General features: G+C 71.3%; 23 protein-coding genes, 3 tRNA genes and 1 pseudogene. 21 read left to right on the plus strand and 6 right to left on the minus strand.

Going from position 1 to position 22,244, the window contains the following annotated elements:
• From G3I60_RS46515 to G3I60_RS27135, 10 genes and pseudogenes are all read left to right on the plus strand, one after another.
• Positions 1-270, plus strand: a pseudogene (locus G3I60_RS46515) (2-oxoglutarate dehydrogenase, E2 component, dihydrolipoamide succinyltransferase); the annotation flags it as partial.
• Complete coding sequence (gene nuoH, locus G3I60_RS27095; RefSeq protein WP_138352859.1) at positions 267-1,229, plus strand: NADH-quinone oxidoreductase subunit NuoH; 963 nt, start codon at positions 267-269, stop codon at positions 1,227-1,229. The pseudogene G3I60_RS46515 and the gene nuoH, both read left to right, overlap by 4 nt.
• A gap of 107 nt (positions 1,230-1,336) precedes the next feature.
• Positions 1,337-1,903, plus strand: a complete 567-nt coding sequence (locus tag G3I60_RS27100) for a 4Fe-4S binding protein (RefSeq protein WP_164297288.1) — start codon at positions 1,337-1,339, stop codon at positions 1,901-1,903.
• Positions 1,900-2,463: an NADH-quinone oxidoreductase subunit J gene (locus tag G3I60_RS27105; protein ID WP_164297290.1), complete on the plus strand. Its 564-nt coding sequence runs from the start codon at positions 1,900-1,902 to the stop codon at positions 2,461-2,463. The genes G3I60_RS27100 and G3I60_RS27105 overlap by 4 nt, the downstream gene beginning before the upstream one ends.
• Positions 2,463-2,849: an NADH-quinone oxidoreductase subunit NuoK gene (nuoK, locus tag G3I60_RS27110; RefSeq protein WP_138352862.1), complete on the plus strand. Its 387-nt coding sequence runs from the start codon at positions 2,463-2,465 to the stop codon at positions 2,847-2,849. The genes G3I60_RS27105 and nuoK overlap by 1 nt, the downstream gene beginning before the upstream one ends.
• Positions 2,846-4,843 carry an NADH-quinone oxidoreductase subunit L gene (locus G3I60_RS27115; protein ID WP_138352863.1) on the plus strand — a complete coding sequence of 666 codons (1,998 nt, stop codon included), beginning with the start codon at positions 2,846-2,848 and terminating at the stop codon, positions 4,841-4,843. The genes nuoK and G3I60_RS27115 overlap by 4 nt, the downstream gene beginning before the upstream one ends.
• A 3-nt stretch (positions 4,844-4,846) precedes the next feature.
• Positions 4,847-6,415 (plus strand): NADH-quinone oxidoreductase subunit M, encoded by a 1,569-nt coding sequence (locus G3I60_RS27120; protein ID WP_164607830.1) that lies wholly within the window; start codon positions 4,847-4,849, stop codon positions 6,413-6,415.
• On the plus strand, positions 6,415-8,043 hold the full coding sequence (locus tag G3I60_RS27125) for an NADH-quinone oxidoreductase subunit N (RefSeq protein WP_164607832.1): 1,629 nt from the start codon (positions 6,415-6,417) through the stop codon (positions 8,041-8,043). Before G3I60_RS27120 ends, G3I60_RS27125 begins: the two co-directional genes overlap by 1 nt.
• A 117-nt stretch (positions 8,044-8,160) precedes the next feature.
• Complete coding sequence (htpX, locus tag G3I60_RS27130; RefSeq protein WP_138352866.1) at positions 8,161-9,021, plus strand: zinc metalloprotease HtpX; 861 nt, start codon at positions 8,161-8,163, stop codon at positions 9,019-9,021.
• Entirely contained in the window at positions 9,018-9,410 is a 393-nt protein-coding gene (locus G3I60_RS27135; protein WP_164297295.1) for a YccF domain-containing protein, read from the plus strand. The genes htpX and G3I60_RS27135 overlap by 4 nt, the downstream gene beginning before the upstream one ends.
• Before the next feature lie 27 nt (positions 9,411-9,437).
• Here the strand turns inward: G3I60_RS27135 and G3I60_RS27140 are convergent, their stop codons facing one another.
• On the minus strand, positions 9,438-9,737 hold the full coding sequence (locus tag G3I60_RS27140; RefSeq protein WP_164297328.1) for a hypothetical protein: 300 nt from the start codon (positions 9,735-9,737) through the stop codon (positions 9,438-9,440).
• Positions 9,738-9,769: 32 nt separating this feature from the next.
• On the minus strand, positions 9,770-10,627 hold the full coding sequence (locus G3I60_RS27145; protein WP_203673974.1) for a phytanoyl-CoA dioxygenase family protein: 858 nt from the start codon (positions 10,625-10,627) through the stop codon (positions 9,770-9,772).
• A gap of 94 nt (positions 10,628-10,721) precedes the next feature.
• Between G3I60_RS27145 and G3I60_RS27150 the strand changes: the two genes are divergently transcribed.
• The gene (locus G3I60_RS27150; RefSeq protein ID WP_138352868.1) at positions 10,722-11,516 is read left to right on the plus strand and encodes an AraC family transcriptional regulator; all 795 of its coding nucleotides are present in this window, start codon (positions 10,722-10,724) and stop codon (positions 11,514-11,516) included.
• Between the two features lie 70 nt (positions 11,517-11,586).
• On the opposite strand, the gene G3I60_RS27155 is transcribed toward G3I60_RS27150, so the two are convergent.
• Positions 11,587-12,075 (minus strand): YajQ family cyclic di-GMP-binding protein, encoded by a 489-nt coding sequence (locus G3I60_RS27155; protein ID WP_138352869.1) that lies wholly within the window; start codon positions 12,073-12,075, stop codon positions 11,587-11,589.
• Positions 12,076-12,260: 185 nt separating this feature from the next.
• Here G3I60_RS27155 and G3I60_RS27160 point away from each other — a divergent pair.
• Positions 12,261-12,342 (plus strand) — tRNA-Tyr (locus tag G3I60_RS27160).
• 81 nt (positions 12,343-12,423) lie between these two features.
• On the opposite strand, the gene G3I60_RS27165 is transcribed toward G3I60_RS27160, so the two are convergent.
• Together G3I60_RS27165 and G3I60_RS27170 are read right to left on the minus strand one after the other, a co-directional pair.
• Positions 12,424-13,086 (minus strand): NAD(P)H-binding protein, encoded by a 663-nt coding sequence (locus tag G3I60_RS27165; protein WP_164607834.1) that lies wholly within the window; start codon positions 13,084-13,086, stop codon positions 12,424-12,426.
• Positions 13,087-13,223: 137 nt separating this feature from the next.
• A complete protein-coding gene (locus tag G3I60_RS27170; protein ID WP_164297299.1) occupies positions 13,224-14,495 on the minus strand; it encodes an amidohydrolase family protein in 1,272 nt (423 codons plus the stop codon).
• 284 nt (positions 14,496-14,779) lie between these two features.
• On the opposite strand from G3I60_RS27170, the gene G3I60_RS27175 reads away from it, so the two are divergent.
• The 9 genes from G3I60_RS27175 to G3I60_RS27215 all read left to right on the plus strand — a co-directional run bounded on the left by G3I60_RS27175 (position 14,780) and on the right by G3I60_RS27215 (position 21,122).
• Positions 14,780-14,852, plus strand: a tRNA-Thr gene (locus tag G3I60_RS27175).
• Positions 14,853-14,897: 45 nt separating this feature from the next.
• Positions 14,898-14,970 (plus strand) — tRNA-Met (locus G3I60_RS27180).
• 93 nt (positions 14,971-15,063) lie between these two features.
• A complete protein-coding gene (gene rpmG, locus G3I60_RS27185) occupies positions 15,064-15,228 on the plus strand; it encodes a 50S ribosomal protein L33 (protein WP_004571794.1) in 165 nt (54 codons plus the stop codon).
• Between the two features lie 214 nt (positions 15,229-15,442).
• The gene (locus G3I60_RS27190) at positions 15,443-15,895 is read left to right on the plus strand and encodes a MaoC family dehydratase N-terminal domain-containing protein (protein WP_138352873.1); all 453 of its coding nucleotides are present in this window, start codon (positions 15,443-15,445) and stop codon (positions 15,893-15,895) included.
• 5 nt (positions 15,896-15,900) lie between these two features.
• On the plus strand, positions 15,901-16,335 hold the full coding sequence (locus G3I60_RS27195) for a MaoC family dehydratase (RefSeq protein ID WP_138352874.1): 435 nt from the start codon (positions 15,901-15,903) through the stop codon (positions 16,333-16,335).
• 90 nt (positions 16,336-16,425) lie between these two features.
• A complete protein-coding gene (locus G3I60_RS27200) occupies positions 16,426-17,046 on the plus strand; it encodes a TetR/AcrR family transcriptional regulator (RefSeq protein WP_239070309.1) in 621 nt (206 codons plus the stop codon).
• Positions 17,047-17,172: 126 nt separating this feature from the next.
• Complete coding sequence (locus G3I60_RS27205) at positions 17,173-18,639, plus strand: MFS transporter (RefSeq protein ID WP_138352875.1); 1,467 nt, start codon at positions 17,173-17,175, stop codon at positions 18,637-18,639.
• An 81-nt stretch (positions 18,640-18,720) separates the two neighbouring features.
• On the plus strand, positions 18,721-19,776 hold the full coding sequence (locus G3I60_RS27210) for a UDP-N-acetylmuramate dehydrogenase (protein WP_164297301.1): 1,056 nt from the start codon (positions 18,721-18,723) through the stop codon (positions 19,774-19,776).
• 170 nt (positions 19,777-19,946) lie between these two features.
• Positions 19,947-21,122, plus strand: a complete 1,176-nt coding sequence (locus G3I60_RS27215; protein ID WP_164297334.1) for a hypothetical protein — start codon at positions 19,947-19,949, stop codon at positions 21,120-21,122.
• Here the strand turns inward: G3I60_RS27215 and G3I60_RS27220 are convergent.
• Complete coding sequence (locus G3I60_RS27220; RefSeq protein WP_164297303.1) at positions 21,076-22,176, minus strand: low temperature requirement protein A; 1,101 nt, start codon at positions 22,174-22,176, stop codon at positions 21,076-21,078. The genes G3I60_RS27215 and G3I60_RS27220 overlap by 47 nt on opposite strands.
• Positions 22,177-22,244 lie beyond the last annotated feature (68 nt).

Genomic DNA, 22,244 nt, shown 5'->3' on the forward strand with positions numbered 1-22,244 from the left:
CGCGGTGCGGCTGCTGCCGGTGCGGGTGCCGCCGCCGAGCGGCCGGCCCGCCGGCCCCGCCCGGCGAGCGACCAGCCCGACGCCCCGTGGCAGCAGGCCCCGGCGGAGAAACCCGCACCGGTGGCACCGCCGACGGAGAAACCCGCGCCTGTCGGGAAACCGGCTCCGGCTACGGAGACCGCTCCGCCTGCCGAACCCGCACCGCCCGTTCAACCCGCCCCGGCCACCCCGCCGGAGACCCCCGACACCGAGGGAGGACCGACCCCGTGAACGACATCCTCGATGTCGCGCTGCGGCTCGTCGCCGTTCTCGTCGTCTTCCTCACGTTCCCGCTCCTCGTCGGCCAGGCCGAGCACAAGGTGATGGCCCATATGCAGGGCCGGCTCGGCCCGATGTACGCGGGCGGCTTCCACGGGTGGGCCCAGCTGGTCGCCGACGGGGTGAAGTTCGCGCAGAAGGAGGACATCGTCCCGGCCGAGGCCGACCGGCGGATCTTCCAGCTGGCGCCGGCCGTCGCGCTGCTTCCCTATCTCCTGGTGCTCATCGCCATTCCGGTCGGCCCGAACGGTTTCGTGGGACAGGCCATCGACGCGGGGCTGTTCTTCGTGCTCGCGGTGATGGGCGTCGGGGTCCTGGGGTCGCTGATGGCCGGCTGGGCGTCGGCCAACAAGTTCTCGCTGCTCGGCGGGTTGCGTACGGCCGCGCAGCTGATGGCCTACGAACTGCCGATGCTGCTGGCGGCGGCCTCCGTCGCGATGGCGGCGGGCACGCTCTCGCTCCCCGGGATCGTCGACGCGTACCAGTGGTGGTGGACGCCGTGGCAGATCGTCGGCGCCCTCGTCTTCTTCATCGCGGGCCTGGCCGAACTGCAGCGCCCGCCGTTCGACATGCCGGTCGCCGACTCGGAGATCATCTTCGGTGCGTACACCGAGTACACGGGTCTGCGCTTCGCGCTGTTCCTGCTCGCGGAGTACGCGGGCATCGTCGTGCTGTGCGGGCTGACCACCGTTCTCTTCCTCGGCGGTTGGCACGGTCCGTGGGCCGACAGCGTCGGCTGGGTGTGGACGCTGCTCAAGACCGCGGTGCTCGCCTTCGTCGTCATCTGGCTCCGGGTCACGTATCCGCGGCTGCGTGAGGACCAGCTGCAGAAGCTCGCCTGGACCGTCCTCATTCCGCTCGCCCTGGCGCAGATCGCGCTCACCGGCGTCGTCAAGGTGGTGATCTCGTAGTGGCCCACCCGTCTCCCACCCCCGCCCTTCCAACGACTCCCTCCGGGAGCTCCTCTCGATTTCCCGGCCACGGCTTGGCCAAAGGCCTTGCCGTCACCCTCAAGGCGATGACGCGCCGTTCCGTCACCGCGCAGTACCCCGACGTGCAGCCCGATCTGCCGCCGCGCAGCCGCGGCGTCATCGCGCTGTTCGAGGAGAACTGCACGGTCTGCATGCTGTGCGCGCGCGAGTGCCCCGACTGGTGCATCTACATCGACTCCCACAAGGAGACGACGCCCGCCACCGCGCCCGGCGGGCGGGAGCGCAGCCGCAATGTGCTCGACCGCTTCGCCATCGACTTCTCGCTCTGCATGTACTGCGGGATCTGCATCGAGGTGTGCCCCTTCGACGCGCTGTTCTGGACGCCGGAGTTCGAGTACGCCGAGACCGACATCCTCGAACTGACCCATGAGCGCGACAAGCTCCGCGACTGGATGTGGACGGTGCCGGCCCCGCCCGCGCTCGACCCCGGTGCCGAGGAGCCCAAGGAGATCGCCGCCGCCCGCAAGGCGGCGGACAAGCTCATCGCCGCGCAGCAGGCGGAACAGGCGGCGCAGGCCCAGTCGGCCGGACAGGCCGGACAGGCCGGACAGGCCGGGCAGGCCGGGCAGGCACCACCGGAGAGCGGCGCATGAGCCTCGCAGCCGCCGCCGCGGCCCCTTCCGGATTCCTGTCCCCGACCGGGGTCGAGATCGCCTTCGTCCTCGTCGGTATCGCCACCCTCGGCGCCGCCCTGATCTCCGTCACCACCAAGCAGCTGGTGCACGCCGCGCTGTGGCTGGTGGTCGCGCTCGGCGGGCTCGCCGTCGAGTACCTGCTGCTGACGGCGGAGTTCATCGCCTGGGTGCAGGTGCTGATCTACGTCGGTTCCGTCGTGGTCCTGATCCTGTTCGGGCTGATGCTCACCCGGGCGCCCATCGGCCGCTCCCCGGACGCGGACTCCGACAACCGCTGGGTCGCGGTCACGGTGGCGGCCGCCTCCGCGATCACCCTGGTCTGGGTGGTCGTCGACGCGTTCCGCACCACGTGGATCGAGCTGGACGGTCCGGTCCAGGGCTCCACCAAGGTCACCGGGCAGACCCTCTTCCAGCACTGGGTGCTGCCGTTCGAGGCGCTGTCGGTGCTGCTGCTCGCCGCCCTGGTCGGTGCCATCGTGCTGTCCCGCAAGAACCAGGACCAGGACAAGGAGAGCTGATGCACCTCGCCTATCCCGCCGTGCTCGCGGTCCTCCTCTTCTCCATCGGGCTCTACGGCGTCCTCGGCCGCCGCAACGCGATCCTCGTCCTGATGTCCGTCGAGCTGATGCTGAACGCGGTCAACCTCAACCTCGTCGCGTTCGACGTCTGGCTCCGCGACACCCTGCACGCCGGCCAGGCCCTGACGCTCTTCACCATCACCATCGCCGCCGCCGAGATCGGCATCGGCCTGGCGATCGTGCTGCTCGTCTACCGCAACCGCGGCAGCTCCGACGTCGACAGGCTCACCGACCTCGCCGAGAACGGCCTCGCCGGAACCGGTCCGGCCGGCGCGGGCAGCACGCCGGACGCGGCGGCAGACGAGAAGGCAGAGGCCACCGCGTGACCCTCACGACCCTTGCCGCGCTGGTCCCCATCCTCCCGTTCCTCGGCGCGGCCGCCGGACTGCTGCTGGGCAGGCGGGCCCCCGGATTCGTCCGGCCGCTCGCCGTACTGCCGACCGCGGCGGCCTTCGTGCTGGCCGCGGTCGTCGCCGTGCGGCAGGGCAGCGGCGCGCCCACCGACGCCGCGACCCGGCTCACCCCGACCGGCTCGGTCCCCATCGACCTCGCCCTGCACCTGGACGGCTTCGCCGTCCTGATCGCGGTGCTCGTCGGCCTCGTGGCGACCTGCGTCCAGCTCTACTCGACGGCGTACCTGCGCGACGATCCCCGTTACCCCTCCTACGCCGCCCTGGTCTCCCTCTTCACCGCCGCCATGTTCCTGGTCGTCTACTCCGGCGACCTGATGGTGCTGCTGGTCGGCTGGGAGATCATGGGCATCTGCTCGTACTTCCTGGTCGGCCACTACTGGGAGACCGAGGTCGCCCGCGCGGCGTCCATGAAGGCGTTCCTCGTCACCAAGCTCGGCGACGTCCCCTTCATCATCGGCGTCTTCGCGCTCGCCACCGACGCGGGCACCTTCCGCATCAACGGGATCCTCACCGCCGCCACCCACGGCCAGCTCCAGCACCCGACGATCGTCGCGCTGCTGCTGCTCGCCGGAGTCGCGGGCAAGTCCGCCCAATTCCCGCTGCACACCTGGCTGCCCGACGCGATGGCCGGCCCGACGCCGGTCTCCGCGCTGATCCACGCCGCGACCATGGTCGCGGCCGGCATCTACCTCGTCGCCCGGCTGCTGCCCGTCTTCACCGCCAGCGCGGCCGCGCTCGTGGTCCTCGCCGTGATGGCCGCCGTCACCATGATCGGCTCGGGTCTCGCGGCCCTCGCCCAGGACGACATCAAACGGGTACTGGCCTATTCGACGATCGGCCAGCTCGGTTACATGGCCGGCGCGCTCGCCGTGGGCGACCGCAGCGCCGCCGTCTTCCACCTCCTGTCCCACGGCGCCTTCAAGGCGCTGCTCTTCCTCGGCGCGGGCGTGGTCATCCACGCGGCCGGCACCAACTCGCTCTCCGCGATGTCCCGTATGGGCGACCTCGGCAAGCGCGCCCCGGACGCCATGTGGACGATGGGCATCGCCCTGGCGGCGCTCGCCGCCCTGCCTCCCTTCTCCGGTTTCTTCTCCAAGGAATCGGTGCTGCGCGCCGCCGAGCACGCCTCCGGCGGCCACACCGACGGCGTGCCGTCGGCGGTCGGCTGGACCGTGCTGGCCGCCGGGCTGATCACCGCCGTGCTCACCGCCGGCTATGCCACCCGGCTCTTCCTGCTCGCCTTCCGGGGCAGCGGGCCGCGCGCCGCCGACCACGGCCGTGAGCCCGCGATCATGAACGCCGTCCTGTGGGTGCTCGCCGTCCCCAGCGTCGCGTTCGGCATGATCGCCCTCGTCCCGTCGGTCTTCGACCTCCCGAAGTGGTTCGACGGCACCGAGCTCACCCCGACCCTCCTCACCTCCGTCCTCGGCATCGGCCTCGCCCTCGTCGGCGTCCTCGTCACCTATGGCGCCTGGACGGCCGGTGCCGCCCGCCGGTCCGCCGCCCCGCTCGGCGCGATCGGCGCCGACTCGGGCGCCGAGCCTGCCGAGGCGGAAGCGACCGCCATCGCCGCGCACACCGCCGTCTACGGCGACATCGCGTCGTCCGACGACCCGGCCGACCCGGGCCGGCTGCTCCTCGGCCGCCTGCACCGCCACGCGGCGAGCGGCTTCCACCTCGACGCCGTCTACACGGCGCTCTTCGTCCGACCGGTGCTCGCCGCCGCGAACCTCGTCCGCTTCCTCGACCGCGAGGTCGTCGAGACCTACGTACGGGGAGCGGGCGCGGCGCCGCGCCTGCTCGGCGCCGCCGTCCGGCGCGCCCAGACCGGAAATGTCCAGACCTATCTCAGCGCGCTGCTGGCCGGTGCCGTCGTACTCGCCGTCCTCGTCGCCGTCGGAGCGTGAGCCGTGAACGACACCGCCCTCCAGTACGTGCTCGCAGGCATCGTGGTCCTGCCCCTGCTCGGTGCCGTCGGAGCCCTGCTCCCCGCGCCGCCCGGCCTCCGGGGACGCAACCCGGACCAGGCCGTGCTCCGCCACGGCGTCACGGTCACCGGCGCCGTACTGATCCTCGCGATCGTCCTCGCGGCCGGCTTCGACCACGACCACCCGGCGACGATGCAGGCCAGCACCGACCTCAAGTGGATCCCCGCCCTCAACATCCACATCCATCTCGGCGTCGACGGCATCTCGCTCCCCCTCCTCGTCCTGACCGCGCTGCTGACCTTCCTCTGCGCGCTCTACAGCTACTTCAAAAGGCCCGCGGGCCCGTCCCCCAAGGCCTTCGTCGCCCTGCTCCTCGTCCTCGAAGCGGGCACCCTCAGCACCTTCGCCGTGCTGGACCTGATGCTCTTCTTCCTGGCCTTCGAGACCGTCCTCATCCCGATGTACTTCCTCATCGCCCGCTGGGGCGGCGCCGGACGCGAGGCCGCCTCGCTGCGCTTCATCCTCTACACCCTCCTCGGCTCCGTGATCATGCTGCTCGGCCTGCTGCTCATCGGGGTGAAAGCGGGCACATTCGACATGGTGGCACTCGCCACTGACAACGGGTCGTCGCTCGGTCACTCCACGCAGTTGCTCGCCGTCCTCGCCATCGGCATCGGCTTCGCGATCAAGGCCCCGATGTGGCCGCTGCACAGCTGGCTCCCGGACGCCCACACCGCCGCGCCCACCGTCGGCTCCGTGCTGCTGGCCGGCGTCATGCTCAAGATGGGCACCTACGGATTCGTCCGTATCGCGCTGCCCGTCGCCCCGGACGGCATGCACACCTTCGCGCCCTACCTGGCCGCGTTCGCCGTCGTCGGCATCGTCTACGGGTCCCTCGCCTGCCTCGCACTGGCCCGCAAGGGAGCCGGTGGCGACCTGAAGCGCCTCATCGCCTACTCCTCCGTCGGCCACATGGGCTTCGTGCTGCTCGGCATCGCGACCCTCACCCCGACCGGTGTGAACGGGGCGCTCTTCGCGAACGTCGCCCACGGCCTCATCACCGGCCTGCTCTTCTTCCTGGTCGGCGCCATCAAGGACCGCTACGGAACGAGCGACCTCGACCGCCTCACCGGGGAGAACGGCGCGGCCCTGTACGGCAGGGCCCCCCGCCTCGGCGGCCTGCTCGCCTTCGCCGCCGTCGCCTCCCTCGGACTGCCGGGGCTGGCCGGCTTCTGGGGCGAGATGCTCGCCATGTTCGGCGCCTTCAAACCCGCCGACGGGCTCAGCCGCCCCACCTACCTGGTGTTCACGGCGGTCGCCGCGTTCGGCACCCTGCTCACCGCCGCGTACCTGCTGGCCGTCGTGCGCCGCGTCTGCATGGGGGACAAGGGCACCGCGGAGTCCGGGCAGCCGGTGCTGTCCGACGTCCACGGCTACGAGTTCGCCGCCTGGACCCCGCTCGCCGCCCTCACCGTCCTCGCCGGCCTGTGGCCCGCGGCCCTCCTCGGCCTCACCGACCCGGCCGTGCGCTCGCTCCTCGGAGGCAGCTGATGAGCATCCCCGTCACCGGCTCCCACGCCTCCTCCCACGCGACCGGAACGCTCGCGGCGGACGCCGTCGGCTCCCTCGTGCAGTCCGTGGACTGGATCGCCATCGCCCCGGCGGCGATCCCCGCGGCCGTCGCGCTCGTCGTCCTGGTGGCCGACCTCTTCCTCCCCAAGGAGAAGAAGGCCCTGCTGGGCTGGGTCACCATCGCCGGCCTCGCCCTGGCGGGGCTGGCCCTGGGCCCGCTCCGGGCCGGCCACCGCAAGACGTTCTGCCTCACCACCGACGCCGGCGAATGCTCCTACGCGGCCGACCACTTCACCGTCGTCATCCAGCTCCTCGTCATCGGCGGCGCGCTGCTGACGGCGCTGCTGTCGATGCACGACATGGAGAAGTACCCGGCCGGCGAGTACTGGTTCCTGCTGCTGTCCTCGGCCGCCGGAGCCGCGCTGCTGCCCGCCTCCCGGGACCTGGCGACCCTGGTCGTCGCCCTGGAGGTCACGACGCTGCCCGCCTTCGCGCTCGTCGGCATCAAACGCGGCGACCGGCTCTCGTCCGAGGCCGCGCTCAAGTTCTTCCTCTCCTCCGTGGCGGCGACCGCCGTCACGCTGCTCGGCGTCAGCTTCGTGTACGCCGCCACCGGCACCCTCCACGTGGCGTCGATCGCGGACGGTCTGGGCGACGTACAGCCGCAGCTGGCGACGCTCGCCAAGGTCGGCGCGGTCCTCACCCTCGTGGGCTTCGCCTTCAAGCTCGCCGCCGCGCCCTTCCACTTCTGGGTACCCGACACCTACGTGGGCGCGCCGCTGCCGATCGCCGCGTACCTCTCGGTCGTCGGAAAGGCCGCGGGCTTCTCCGGCCTCATCCTCATCACCGTGATCGCGTTCGAGCCGTACGCCGACGTCTGGGGCCCGGTCGTCGCCGTACTGGCCGCCCTGACGATGACGGTCGGCAACGTCGCCGCGCTGCGCCAGCGCGCCGGGTTCGCGCACAGCGCGGTCCGGCTGCTGGCCTGGTCCTCCATCGGCCAGGCGGGCTATCTGCTGGTGCCGATCGCGGCCGCCGCGTACTCCGACGACCCGCAGCACCAGATCGGCACCACCGTGGCGTACGCCCTGATGTACGCGGCCGTGAACCTCGGTGCCTTCGCGGTGGCCGCCCTCGTCGCCCGAAGGGCCCCCGCCAACCGCCTGACCGACTACCGGGGGCTCTACGCGAGCCGCCCGCTGACGGCTCTCGCGCTGGCGTTCTTCCTGCTATGCCTGGCCGGGCTGCCGCCGGGCGTCATCGGACTCTTCGCCAAGGTCGCGGTCTTCTCGTCGATCGTCGGTACGGGACCTGCCTGGCTGGCCGTCGTCATGGCCGTCAACGTGGTCATCGCGCTCGTCTACTACCTGCGCTGGACCGCGCTCCTGTTCGCGAAGCCGGCGGCCGGGCCGGCGCCGGACCCGGGCGCGGCGGAAGGCACCGGAACGGTCTCCGGAGCGGTTGCCGGTGCGGTCGCCGTGGCGGTGCCCGCCACCCGGACGCCCGCCCCGCTCACCGCCGCCATCGCCCTCACCGCGGTCGCCGGCATCGTGCTCTCCGGCGTCCCCCAGCTGGTCCTCCGCTACGCCTCGGGGGCGCTGCTCTGACCCCGCCCGGGGCGTGTGCACAAGGGAACTAGCGGCCTTCCGGTGGCGTTGACCAGTACAGGAGGTTCTCCTAAGAGGGGAGAAGGTTCCCCCGCCGCACACCTTGGAGGGCGCACCGTGCACCGCCGGCACAATGGGCTGAAGACCGCCGTACTCCTCGGCGGTCTGTCCGCACTCATCCTCGTCATCGGCAGCTTCTTCGGCCGGACGGGGCTCATCGTCGCGCTCGTCATCGCGATCGGCACCAACGCCTACGCGTACTGGAACAGCGACAAGCTGGCTCTACGCGCGATGCGTGCCCGCCCCGTCAGCGAGTTCGAGGCCCCCGCGCTCTACCGCATGGTCCGCGAACTCTCCACGGAGGCGCGCCAGCCCATGCCGCGGCTGTACATCTCACCCACCGAAGCGCCCAACGCCTTCGCCACCGGGCGCAATCCGCGCAACGCGGCGGTCTGCTGCACCGACGGCATCCTGCAGATCCTCGACGAACGCGAGCTGCGCGGCGTGATCGGCCACGAGCTGAGCCATGTCTACAACCGCGACATCCTCATCTCGTCGGTCGCCGGCGCGCTCGCCTCCGTCGTCATGTTCCTCGTCAACTTCGCCTGGCTGATCCCCGTCGGCCGGTCCAACGACGACGAGGGCCCCGGCATCCTCGGCATGCTGCTGCTGATGATCCTCGGCCCGCTGGCCGCCTCCGTCATCCAGCTCGCCGTCAGCCGCTCCCGCGAGTACGAGGCCGACGCCTCCGGCGCCCGCCTCACCGGCGACCCCCTCGCCCTCGCCAGCGCGCTGCGCAAGCTGGACGCGGGCACCAAGCAGCTGCCGCTGCCGCCTGAGCCGCGCCTCGAGACCGCCAGCCATATGATGATCGCGAACCCGTTCCGGCCCGGCACCACGTCGAAACTGTTCTCCACCCACCCCCCGATGGCCGAGCGCATCGCGCGCCTCGAACAGATGGCAGGACACCGCCCATGAAGACGATCCTGAACATCATCTGGCTCGTGCTCTGCGGTATCTGGATGGCGATGGCCTATGCCGTCGCCGGCCTGGTCTGCTGCATCCTCATCATCACGATCCCGTGGGGCGTGGCCTCCTTCCGGATCGCCAACTACGCCCTGTGGCCCTTCGGCCGCACCACCGTCGAACGGCACGACGCCGGTGCGGGCTCCCTCATCGGCAACATCATCTGGATCGTCTTCGCCGGCTGGTGGCTGGCGCTGGGCCACATCGTGACCGGGATCGCCCTGTGCCTGACGATCATCGGCATCCCGTTCGGCATCGCGAACTTCAAGATGATCCCGCTCTCGCTGGTCCCGCTCGGCCGGGAGATCGTCCCCACCGACCGGCCGTTCGCCACACGCTGAGCGATCGCCCCGGCCTCCTCGGTTTTCTCAGCCGTCCTGGCCGGCGGTGTCGACGAGCTTCTCGAAGAAGAACTCGTGCTTGAGGAACGAGGTGTCGTACTCGTGCCCGGGATACGGCGGGATCAGCTGCGCCGCCTGGAACAGCCGCCAGCCGTCGCACAGCGCGGCCACCCCCGTCCCGTACGGCGGTTCGTCGCTGTCCCCGGTCGTCGGCGACGTCGCGCCGGTCCCGTCGTAGGCGGACCACCCCACGACCTGGGAGTCCAGCGCCGACGTGGCCAGGTACAGCACCAGTACCCGCTGCCGCAGCGTGCTGGTGGCGCCCATGGTGGGGTCGAAGGTGGGGTCGAAGGTGGTGCTCATGCCTCGCTCCTCAAGTGCGCGGGGACGACGCGCTGCGGCCGGTTGGCGACCCGCGTCATCCAGTGGTCCAGGTCGTACGTGCTGTCGCCGGTCAGCGCCCGCCACAGCTTGATCCGGTTGTGGAACTCCAGCCGGGCGGCGGCCGCTTCGTACCAGGGGAAGCGCGTGCCCAGCTCGGCGGCGACCGCCGGGTCGGCGAGATCGCCGGTGTCCCACAGCCGCAGCTGCCGCACCGTCGGGTTGAACCGGATCTTGAACATGTAGCGCGCGGCGTCGCTGTCGTTGCGCCGTCCGCCGTGCCAGATGCCGTGGTGCAGGAACACCACGGTCCCGGCCGGGCACACCAGCCGCGTCTGCCCGCGGAGGTTCTGGTAGCGGCCGGTGTCGCTCTCGTTGGTGCGCCGCAGATGGCTGCCGGGCACGCTCAGCGTGCCGCCCATCTCCAGCGTCACCGGATGCGGGTAGTACATGAGCTGTACGTCGAACGCGTCCGGCCGTACGTCGATGATCGCGTCGGCGTGCAGCGGCTGCGCCTGCCCGTCCCGGGGCCGGCGGATGTGCACCGCGTGATGGTCGACGGTCGGCCCGGGGCCCACGAGGCTGCGCAACGCGTCGGCCACCACCGGGAGTTCGACGAGGTCGCGGGCGAAGGACCCGCGCTCGTACGCCTCCTCCAGCGGCGTCCCGTACGGCACCTCCGGTATTCCGGCCGCCAGGACGCCCATCGCCCGCTCGTTCATCTCCTCGGGTACGACCGCGTCCATGCGCAGCGAGCCGTGCGCCACGAAGTGCGCCATCTGGACGGAGCTCAACAGGCCCCTGTTCTCAGTGCTGGCTTCCGTGCTGGTTTCCATGCTGGCTTCCGTGCTGGTTTCCATGCGCCAACGGTAGGAAGGAAACCCCTGGCAGCGCGTGGGTCACACTCACCACTACTGGTACGTTTTCACCATGGATGCCGTCGCTCTCCACCTCGACGAGCCACCTCGGGTGGTGAACCTCGGAGTCGGTGTCCACGGCCCCGCCGGCCACACCGATGTCTTCCGGCTCCCCGACCTGTGGCAGCTGCACCTCTACCGCTACACGGCCGATCTCACCGTCGACGGCACCCCGCACGCCATCCGGCCCGGCCGCGTCAGCCTCGTCCCGCCCGGCGCGACCGTCAGATACCGCTACCGCGGCCGCTCCGAGCACCTCTACGCCCATCTGCGCATCCCGGAGGCGGGCGAGCCCCGCAGCGTCCCCGTCATCCAGGACGCGGGCGCACAACTGCCCATGCTCTCCGCCCTGATGCTGCAGGCCGTGGCCGCCCAGCCCGGCAGCCCCGCCAGGACGGCGGCCGAGATCTGGGCCGTCCTGTGGCGCGTCGCCCACCTCACGGCCCCCGCCGCGTCCGACGGCCCGCACCCCGCCGTGGCCGCCGCCATCGCGCACATCGAGTCGCACCTCGCCGACCCGCTGACGGTCCCCGGCGTCGCCCGCGCGGCCGGCGTCTCGCACAACCACCTCACCCGGCTGTTCCGCGCCGCGACCGGCGACACGGTCGTCACCTACATCCGGCGCCGCCGCCTGGAACGCGCCCGGCATCTGCTCGTGGAGTCGACGCTCTCCATCCCCGCCGTCGCCACCTCGGTCGGCATCGCGGACCTCCAGGCCTTCAACAAGGCCTGCCGCCGAGAACTCGGCGCCTCCCCCCGCGCCGTCCGGCAGGGCCCACCGGTGAACCGCGGCTCCGGAACGCGGTGAGGGCGGCAACCGGGGTTGTCCCGGCGGCCGCCCTCATCCACTTCACCACTCCACCGCTTCCCCCAACGGGTCAGCGGTAGTTCACGTACTGCAGAGCGAAGTCGAAGTCCTTGCCCTTCAGCAGCGCCTGAACGGCCTGCAGATCGTCCCGGCTCTTCGAGCTGACCCGCAGCTCGTCGCCCTGGACCTGCGCCTTGATGCCCTTCGGGCCCTCATCGCGGATGATCTTCGCGACCTTCTTGGCGTTGTCCTGCGAAATCCCCTCCTCGATCGAGGCGAAGATCTTGTACTCCTTGCCGGAGAGCTGCGGCTCGCCGGCGTCCAGCGACTTGAGCGAGATACCCCGCTTGACCAGCTTGGTCTCGAAAACGTCGAGGATCGCCTTGACGCGCTCCTCCGAGTTCGCCTGCATCAGAATCTTCTCGCCCGACCAGTCGATCGAGGCCCCGACGTTCTTGAAGTCGTAGCGCTGCGAGATTTCCTTCGCGGCCTGGTTGAGGGCGTTGTCGACCTCCTGCCGCTCGACCTTCGAGACGATGTCGAAACTGGAGTCGGCCATCTTGAGTTGGCTCCTTGGCTGTGATCCGTCAGTACCGCGACCCGTCCCCGGGCCGCCCTCCCAGCCTAGCCACCGCACCCGCCCCGAACACTGATCCATCAGGTGGCGAACCACCCCCGCGCATCAGGTATCGTTTACGTCGTTGCCACAGACCACCCTCAAAAGTGACCTGCGGCGGCTTCCCTGGCGGTGTGCCCGAGTGGCCAAAGGGAGCAGACTGTAAATCTGCCGGCTCAGCCTACCCAGGTTCGAACCCTGGCGCCGCCACGGTAAAGAAGGGTCCCCCGGACCGCGGAAACGCAGACCGGGGGACCCTTCTTCGTTGGGGTGGGTGAGGGTCGCCCGGGGTCAGTTGCCGGAGATGTCTTTTACCGCGACCGGGACCGGGGTGGGGCCCGAGATGACTTCCAGGGTGAGGCCGGCCGTGGACGGAGTGTCCAGGAGTTCGGCGAGGACGGCGGCCACGTCGTCGCGGGGGATGGGGCCGCGGCCGGTCTTGGCGGCCAGCTGGAGACGGCCGGTGCCGGCGTCGTCGGTGAGGGCGCCGGGGCGCAGGATCGTCCAGTCGAGGTCCTTGCGGGCGCTCAGGTCGACGTCGGCCGCTGTTTTGGCGCGCAGGTACTCGGCGAAGACGGGGTCGGTGCCGGGGGCCGGTTCGGCTCCCGCGCCCATCGACGAGACGATGATGTAGCGGCGGGCGCCGGCCCGCTCGGCCGCGTCGGCGAAGAGCACGGCCGCGGCGTGGTCGACGGAGTGCTTGCGCTCCGGGCCGCTGCCCGGCCCCGCGCCCGCCGCGAAGACGGCCGCGTCCGCACCGCGCAGGGCCGCCGCGACCTCGTCGACGGTGGCCGACTCCAGATCGCAGACGATCGGCTCGGCGCCGGCCGCCCGCAGGTCGTCGGCCTGCTCGGGTTTGCGGATGATGCCCGCCACGTCGTCTCCGCGGGCGGCGAGCAGTCGCTCCAGCCGCAACGCGATCTTTCCATGTCCACCTGCGATCACAATGCGCATGATTGCGACGCTACGCCCGCCGGGCGTCCCGCGCGCGTGCACGGCGTGAACGGATCACCATCGGGTGACGCCCGGAAGCGTCTGCCGCGCTCGCGACGGCGGCCTGCCCCGTGGGGCTGGCGCATCGTCAGAAGGCCTCAGGCGAGGCCGCCGTCGCTCCGTGACTGGCGGGGCAGGTCGAGGGCGGCGGTGGTCGCCGAGTCGCAGTACTCGCGGACGGCGCTGGTGCGGGAGACCACCCGGCCGCGGTGGATGACGATGCGGCTGTACGCGAGGGAGAGCACGCCCTCGATCCGTTCCCCGCGTACGGCGAGCAGTTCGGCGGGGAAGCCCGCCTCCACCCGGACCTCGGGCAGCCCCAGGACCGCCCGTGCCTGGCCGCTGACCGCGTCGTAGGCGTCCGCCGCGCCGCATTCGCCGTAGGAGGTGAGGAGGAAGGCGGCCTCCAGGGGGTCGCCGCGTCCGACGGGGTTGGCCAGGTCGCGCAGCGAGCCGCTGCCCGCCGCGACCCGTACGCCGGCCGCGCGCAGTTCGCGTACCGGGGCGAGCAGCCCCGCGGCGCCGCGCCGGGAGGACTCCAGCGCGCCGCAGCCGCCCTGCGGCAGGGCCACCACGGAGACGCCGGCCGCGGAGAGCTGGCCCGCGGCGCGGGCGGCGGCGGCCTGCGGGAGGCGGGCGAGGCCGTTGCAGGGGCCGATGACGACGCCGGGGCGCAGTCCGCCGGCCATGGCGGCGAGCCGGGCCAGCCGGGCCGGATCGTCACCCTGCGTGTGCAGGTCCACGGGGAGGCCGAATTCGGCCGCGACGGCGAGGACGGCCTCTGCATAGCCGCTCGGGTCCGGGTCGAGGTCGGGGCAGCCGCCGACGACGCCGGCGCCCATCTTGAGTGCGTCGCGCAGCGCGGAGAGCCCGTCGGCGCCGGCCACGCCGGTGAGGAGGCGGGGGACGGCGACGGCGTGCAGATCGACGAGCCCGCGCAGCGCGCGGCGGGCCTGGAGCACGGCGGCGAGGGTGCCGAGTCCCTGGATGTCGCCGATCCGGACGTGGGTGCGGATCGCCGTTGCGCCATGGCCGAGTTGGAGGAGCGCGGCCTCGGTGACGCGCCGCTGCACGTCCTCGGGTTCGTACGAGGGTGGCCCCGAGGCGACGCTCGCGTCGGCGGTGAGGGCGCCGTCGAGGTGGGCGTGCGGTTCGGCGGGTGCGGGCAGCAGGAGGTAGCCGCGCAGGTCGATGCGGGTTCCGTCGGCGTCGCTGTGGTCGGGGGCGGCGGTGAGACTGCCGGCGGTGCCGACGGCTTCGATACGGGTGCCGCTCAGCCGCACGTCGACCGTGCGGCCGTCGGTGAGATGCGCACCACACAGCAGCAGCGTGGTGGTCTCGGCGGCGGTGCCGCGCTGGTTCTCGGTCATCGCGCTCCTCCGGTACTGCGGCTCTCGGGTGGGAGGCAAGATCACGCAGGGACGGGGCGAGCCTATGGGGCAGCTCACGCAGGGTCCGGGAGGAGGCCAATAGTCGTACTGGCGTGGTCGATCGAGGCTGTCTCGCGGGGTCCTCGGGGGAGCCTCGTGGCGCGCTCGGAAGGGGTCGGAAGGTGCTCCGGACGGGCTCCTGAAGAGCGACGGAAGAGCCCGAAGTGTGTCGTGAGATATGGATTTCACCTTCGGCTGCGGACCGTGTAATGTCTTCCTCGCTCGCCCCAATAGCTCAGTCGGTAGAGCGTCTCCATGGTAAGGAGAAGGTCTGCGGTTCGATTCCGCATTGGGGCTCTGATGGATCGGCCATCCACCGCTTGGTGGGGGTCAGTTCATCGCAGCGGTGTAGCTCAGTTGGTAGAGCAAGCGGCTCATAATCGCTGTGTCACCGGTTCAAGTCCGGTCACCGCTACCCTGCGTAGTCGTAGTCGATTGTGGGTTTAGTCCTTCAATCGGCTACTCTCGTTGTGTTCATATACCCATCCGTTCGTCAAGGAGCACTCACGTGGCCGCCACCGACGTCCGCCCGAAGATCACGCTGGCCTGCGTGGAGTGCAAGGAGCGGAACTACATCACCAAGAAGAACCGGCGTAACGACCCGGACCGTCTTGAGATGAAGAAGCACTGCCCGCGCTGTAACGCGCACACCGCGCACCGCGAAACGCGCTAACAACAGGCCGTAACACACCACGAGGCCGTCCCCATTCTTGGGGGCGGCCTCGTGGCGTTGATCCGCCCGCCCGCAGGCGGCATGATCACCTCGAGCGTCAGCACCCTGATGTCAGCACGCCCCGAACGTCAGCACCCCGAACGTCAGTGTCGTCACCATGGCCGCCATGATGATGACCGCCACCCCGATCAGCATCCCGTAGCCGGAGGTACCGATGGCACTGGACCAGTCCTTCGTCGGGCGGAGCTATCCGCCCACCGCCCCCTATGAGGTGGGCCGGGAGAAGATTCGCGAGTTCGCCGAAGCGGTGGGCGACCTCAATCCCGCGTACACCGACCCCGACGCCGCCAGGGCCCTCGGGCACCCGGATGTGATCGCGCCGCCGACGTTCGCGTTCTCGATCACGTTCAAGGCGGCCGGCCTGGTCGTGCAGGACCCCGAGTTGGGGCTGGACTACAGCCGGGTGGTCCACGGCGACCAGCGGTTCGTCCACTCGCGCCCGGTGCGTGCCGGGGACCGGCTCACGGTCGTCTCGCACATCGATTCGATCAAGTCCCTCGCGGGGAACGACGTCCTGTCGGTCCGTGGTGAGGTGCACGACGAGAACGGTGAGCATGTCGTGACGGCGTACACGATGCTCGTGGCCCGCGCGCAGGAAGGGGTGTGATCCGGATGACAGCGAAGATCTCCTACGACGAGGTCGAGGTCGGCACCGAGCTCCCGGCGCAGACGTTTCCTGTGAGCCGCGCCACGCTCGTGCGGTACGCGGGTGCGTCCGGTGACTTCAACCCGATCCACTGGAACGAGCGGTTCGCGAAGGAGGTCGGACTGCCGGACGTCATCGCGCACGGCATGTTCACGATGGCCGCCGCGATCCGTGTGGTCACCGACTGGGTCGGCGACCCGGGTGCGGTCGCCGAGTACGGCGTCCGGTTCACCAAGCCCGTCGTTGTCCCGGACGACGACAAGGGCGCGGTGATCGAGGTCTCGGCCAAGGTCGCGGTCAAGCTGGACGACGAGGCCCGCACGGTCCGCGTTGACCTGGTGGCCACCGCCGCCGGCCAGAAGGTGCTGGGCCTGTCCCGCGCCGTCGTCCGACTGGCCTGAACACGCGCCGGAACGGGAGGGCTTCCTCGGAAAGGAAGTCCTCCCGTTTCCCGCTTGACGAAGTTAGTTAGTGGTCACTACCTTAGAGACATGGCGAAGACGAGCATGCGGATGAGCGCGGAGGACCGGCGCGAGAGTGTCACTCGCGCCGCGATGACCGAGTTCGCCAAGGGCGGTTATTTCGGAACGTCCACGGAAGCGATCGCCCGCCGGGTCGGGGTCTCGCAGCCGTATCTGTTCCGGCTGTTCCCCACCAAGGTGGATCTGTTCAAAGCCGCCGCGAACCGCTGCTTCGACCGCACCATCGCCACCTTCGAGCAGGCCGCGGAGGGCCTGGAGGGGGAGGGCGCGCTGGAGGCCATGGGGCAGGCCTACGGCGAGATGATCGAGGAGGACCGTGATGTCCTGCTCATGCAGATGCAGCTCTACGTCGCCGCCGCGGCGTCGGGCGACGGTGACGTGGCCGAGCTGGTCCGCCGCCGGTGGCTCGACATGTGGGACATGGTGCGCGCCCGCACCGGTCTCGACGACGAGTGGATGAACAAGTTCTTCTCGACGGGGATGCTGATCAACACGCTGGTGTCGCTGGGGATCCCCTCGGACGACCGCTGCTGGTTGGGCTTCCCGTTCGACGAGTCGACCGAGCAGGCGGAGTCGGCCGAGTCGAACAAGTCGGCAGGGCCGGCTGATCCGGCAGGGCCGGCCGCCTGACCCCTCTGGACCTCCTGGACCCCCGGGATCGCCGGACCCCCGGCGGACAGCAGAAGATCAGCGCAGATCGCCGCACACGTGTACCCACAGAAGTTAGTGACTGATAACTAATCCCCGGGAGGGGTCATGCAGGAGCAGGAGCACCAGCAGCAAGAGGCAGGACAGGAGAAGGGACCCCGGCGCGGTACCGCCGTATGGGCCCTGATCATCACCAGCCTCGCCGGCTTCATGGCGAGCCTCGACAACCTCGTTGTCACCACCGCGCTGCCCTCCATCCGCAAGGACCTCGGCGGGGCGCTCGAAGACCTCGAATGGACGGTGAGCGCCTACACCCTCACCTTCGCGGTCCTCCTGATGTTCGGCGCCGCCCTCGGCGACCGGTTCGGCCGCCGCCGGCTCTTCACCGTCGGCCTCGGGCTGTTCACCGCGGCCTCCGCCGCCGCCGCGCTCGCCCCCGGTATGGGCGAGCTGATCGCCGCCCGCGCCGCCCAGGGCGTCGGCGCCGCGATCATGATGCCGCTGACCCTCACCCTGCTCTCCGCCACCGTCGCACCGGAGCGCCGCGGTATGGCGTTCGGCATCTGGAGCGCGGTCAACGGTCTCGCCGTGGCCACCGGCCCGCTCATCGGCGGCACCCTCACCGAGCACTTCTCCTGGCAGTGGATCTTCTGGCTGAACGTGCCGATCGGGCTGCTCCTGCTGCCCCTCGCCCGGCTCCGCCTGAACGAGAGTCGCGGCCCGAACTCCCGGCTGGACGTCCCCGGCACCGCGCTCGCCAGCGCCGGCCTCTTCGGCATCGTCTACGCCCTCATCCGCGGCAACGCCGACGGCTGGACCAGCCCCTCCGTCCTGACCGGGCTGATCGCTGGCGCCGCGCTCATAGTCGCCTTCGTCGCCTACGAGAACCGTGCCGCGCACCCCATCCTGCCGATGCGGCTCTTCCGCAACCGCGCCTTCAGCGCGGTGAACGCGGCCAGCCTGCTGATGTTCCTGGGCATGTTCGGCTCGATCTTCCTGCTCAGCCAGTTCATGCAGAACGTGTCCGGCTACTCGCCGATGGAAGCCGGCGTCCGGATGCTCCCCTGGACGGCCATGCCGATGATCGTCTCGCCCATCGCGGGCATCCTCTCCGACCGCATCGGCGGCCGCCCGATCATCGCCGCCGGGCTGGCGCTCCAGGCCGTGGGCCTCGCGCTCTTCGCCCTCGTGGTCACGACGGACGTCTCCTACACGGCCCAGCTGCCCGCGCTGATCATCAGCGGTATCGGGATGGCGATGTACTTCGGCCCCACCGCCAACGTCGTGATGTCCAGCGTCCGCCCCGAGGAACAGGGCATCGCCTCCGGCGCCAACAACGCCTTCCGTGAGCTCGGCGGCGCCCTCGGCGTCGCGATCCTCGCCTCCGTCTTCTCCTCCCAGGGCGGCTACGAGTCCGCCGGCCGCTACGTGGACGGCCTGGTGCCCGCACTGTGGGTCGGCGCGGTCGCGGTCGGCCTCGCGGCGGTCGCCGCGGTGCTCATCCCGAGGCGGCGCAAGGCGACGGCCACCCCGGCCGACGCCCAGCCGCAGCGCACCCTGGAGCCGGTCGCCTGACCGGCGGGGAGCACGCGGAGAGAACACCCCCTGGGGACCGGCCGACCGGTCACCGGGGGGTGTCCCCGTAGGGTGGACGGCGTGCACGTAACCCACGACACCCCCCTCGCCCCCCTGACGACCTTCCGGCTCGGCGGCCCCGCGGCCCGCCTCGTGACGGCCACCACCGACGCCGAAGTCGTCGAGGTGGTCCGCGCGGCGGACCGCGCCGGCACGCCGCTCCTGGTGATCGGCGGCGGCAGCAACCTCGTCATCGGGGACGCCGGATTCGACGGCACCGCGCTGCGCATCGCCACCACCGGCTTCACCCTCGACGGCACCGCGCTGGAACTGGCGGCCGGCGAGGTGTGGAGCGACGCGGTCGCCCGGACCGTCGAGGCCGGCCTGGCCGGTGTCGAGTGCCTGGCGGGCATCCCCGGATCCGCCGGGGCGACGCCGATCCAGAACGTGGGGGCGTACGGGCAGGACGTCTCGGCGACCGTCACCGAGGTCGTCGCGTACGACCGCCGCAGGGGCGAGACGGTGACGATCCCCGCCGCCGACTGCGGCTTCGCCTACCGCGACAGCCGCTTCAAGGCCGACCCTGAGCGGTACGTCGTGCTGCGGGTGCGCTTCGGCCTGGAGGACGCCGGCGGGCTGTCGGCGCCGGTGAAGTACGCGGAAGTGGCCCGCGCCCTGGGCGTCGAGGCCGGCGACCGGGTCCCGGTGGCCACCGCCAGGACGACGGTGCTGGCGCTCCGCGCCGGCAAGGGGATGGTGCTGGACGCGGCCGACCACGACACCTGGTCGGCGGGTTCGTTCTTCACCAATCCGATCCTGACGGACCGGGAGTTCGCGGAGTTCGTGAGCCGGGTGCACGACCGGCTCGGCGCGGACACCGAACCGCCCGCCTACCCCGCGGGGGACGGCCTGCGGAAGACGTCGGCTGCCTGGCTGATCGACCGCGCCGGGTTCGCCAAGGGGTACGGGGACGGCCCGGCCCGCATCTCCGGGAAGCACACCCTGGCGCTGACCAACCGCGGCCAGGCCAAGACCGAGGACCTGCTGGCCCTCGCCCGTGAGGTCCGTGACGGAGTGCGATCCGCCTTCGGAGTCACGCTCGTCAATGAACCGGTCATGGTCGGAACCCGTCTGTGAAGCAGGGAAGAGTCTCGAAGAGACCTCCCGGCGGTTTCCGCGCGGGCTGGTGACGAGGTCCGAGAGAGGGAATTGCCGCCCCGGCGAACGCAGTTGACGGAAGCTGACGGTAGGGGCGGAATGTGCGCAGGGCGGGGACGACCAGGGCCGCGACCGGAGCCACCGACGGGGTGGCGGCGTGGTTCGGCCGGTGGCCCGTCCGGCGGCACACCGTGGCCCTCACGCTCTGGACCGTCTGCTGGTTCGTGGTCACGTCCCGCAACGGCGGCGTCTCCTGGCACTACCTGAGGACCGGTGGCCGGCTGCTGACCGGCGGCGGCCCGGGCGGCGGGCTCGCGATCTACCAGAACCACCCGGAGCTGCAGATCGGCCCGGTCAGCTTTCTGACCGCCGCGCTCTTCGAGCCCTTCCCGCCGGGAGTGGGGGAGCGGCTGGCCGAGGCGTTCATGTCGGGCCTGGGCCTGTACATGCTGGTCGTGGTGGGCCGCACGGCCGCGGACTTCTACGCCGGCACCGGCATCAACCACCGCAGGCTGCAGCAGCGGGTGCTCATAGCCGGGCTGGCCTTCATCCCGATGTGGGTGGAGGTCTCGGTGCGGTTCGCGCACCTGGACGACGTACTGGCGCTGTTCTTCACCGCCCTGGCGGTGCGCGCCCTGGTCCGCGGCCGGCCGGCCGCCGTCGGCATCCTGCTGGCGCTGGCCGTGGACTCCAAGCCCTGGGCGCTGTCCTTCCTCCCGCTGCTGCTGGCGATGCCGCGCGCGCACTGGCGCCGCGCCGCCTGCTGGCTGGTGGCCCTCGTCGCGGTGGCCTGGCTGCCGTTCTACGTCACCCACCTCGGCTCGGCCGCCGCCGCGCGGTTCGCGATCCCCAACCAGCCCGCGTCCGCGCTGCGCTGGTTCGGGGTGGCCGACGCCGTCACCCCCGGCTGGGACCGTCCCGCGCAGGCCCTGCTGGGCCTCGCGCTCGGCACGGTGGCGGTGCTGCGCGGCCGCTGGCCGGCCGTCGTGCTGCTCGGCGCGGACGCCAGGATCGCCCTCGACCCGAGCGTCTACACGTACTACAGCGCGTCGGTCCTGCTCGGGACGCTGCTGTGGGACGCGGTCGGGCAGCGCCGTCTGGTGCCCTGGTGGAGCTGGATCGCGCTGCTCTCGCTGTACGGGAGCGCGCTGCTGGTCCCGTCGGAGTCGGCGCAGGGGCTGATCCGGCTCTCGTTCGCGGCCGTGTCGGCGGCGTACGTCCTGCTGTGGCCCATGAAGAAGCGGACGAGACCCCGGGCGGGCGGCCGGCGCGCCGCCGCTACAAGGAGCCGGCGCGGCGCACCCGCTCCCATTCGAGGACGTTGAGGGCGACGATGAGCAGCGCGAGCAGCCCGAGCGCGCCCACCGCGGGCAGCCGCGCCGCGAGCGGCAGCACGGCGAGGACGACGGCGAAGGCCGCCAGCCGGGTCGTGGACCACAGGCGGAACATCCGCCACCGGGTGTAGCCGAAGACGGCCAGGAAGAGCGCACAGCCCCCGAAGAGCAGCCCGGCCACGCCCGTGCCGAGCCGGGCCGCCGGGTGCGCGACCGCGTCGTGCATGCCGACCGCCACCGCGATCACCCCGCCGAGGAATCCGACGTGGGCGTAGGACAGCACCTCGCGGATGGTGTCGGTCTGCCGGTCGGAGGTGGCCAGGGCGTGCTGGATGGCGCTCGCCGCGAACGCGAAGTACACCCACCACAGGCCGGCCGCGAGGGTGAAGGCCGCCGCGACGGCGGTGAGCTCGGCCGCGTCCAGGTGCGCGGCAGCGGACGCCGGGGCGCCGATCGCCACGATCGACTCACCGAGCGCCACGATCAGGAACAGCCCGAAACGTTCCGGCAGATGCCCGGGGTGGAACCGCACCCGGGACAGCCGGCGGCGCAGCAGGAACGGCATCGACAGGTCGATCAGCGCGGCCGACCCCCACAGGGCGGTGCGCGCCGGGCCGTCGAGGAAGCCGCCCGCCAGCAGCATCGGTCCGGTGAGGCAGGCGCCGACGGCGAAGGCGCTGAGCCGTACGTCCTGCCAGCGCAGCACCAGCGCCCAGAGCACCAGCCGGGCCGCCCAGTACGAGGCCCCGTAGAGCACTCCGCGCCCGTCGTAGGCCAGCGGCAGCGCCAGCCCCATGAACAGCGCGCTGAGTCCGACGGCGAAGATCCCGATCCGGTCCAGCGGATTGTCGACGTCCTGCCGGTTGGCGTGCAGGGACATCCCCACCCAGGCCCAGTACGGCGGCACGAACACGATGAGCGCCCGCCCGACGCCCGCCCAGGAGTGGTCCTCGTGCAGCAGCGCGCTCACCTGCGTGATCGCGAACACGAACACCAGGTCGAAGAACAACTCCGCCCAGGTGACCCGCTTTTCGGCCTCGTCCATCCCCGCCCCCGTAACACTCACCGCCCCGACGGCGCACGACTGTACTGCGGGGGCCGGGCCGTCGAGGA

This window comes from Streptomyces sp. SID13666, from assembly GCF_010548325.1.
Lineage (GTDB): Bacteria > Actinomycetota > Actinomycetes > Streptomycetales > Streptomycetaceae > Actinacidiphila > Actinacidiphila fildesensis.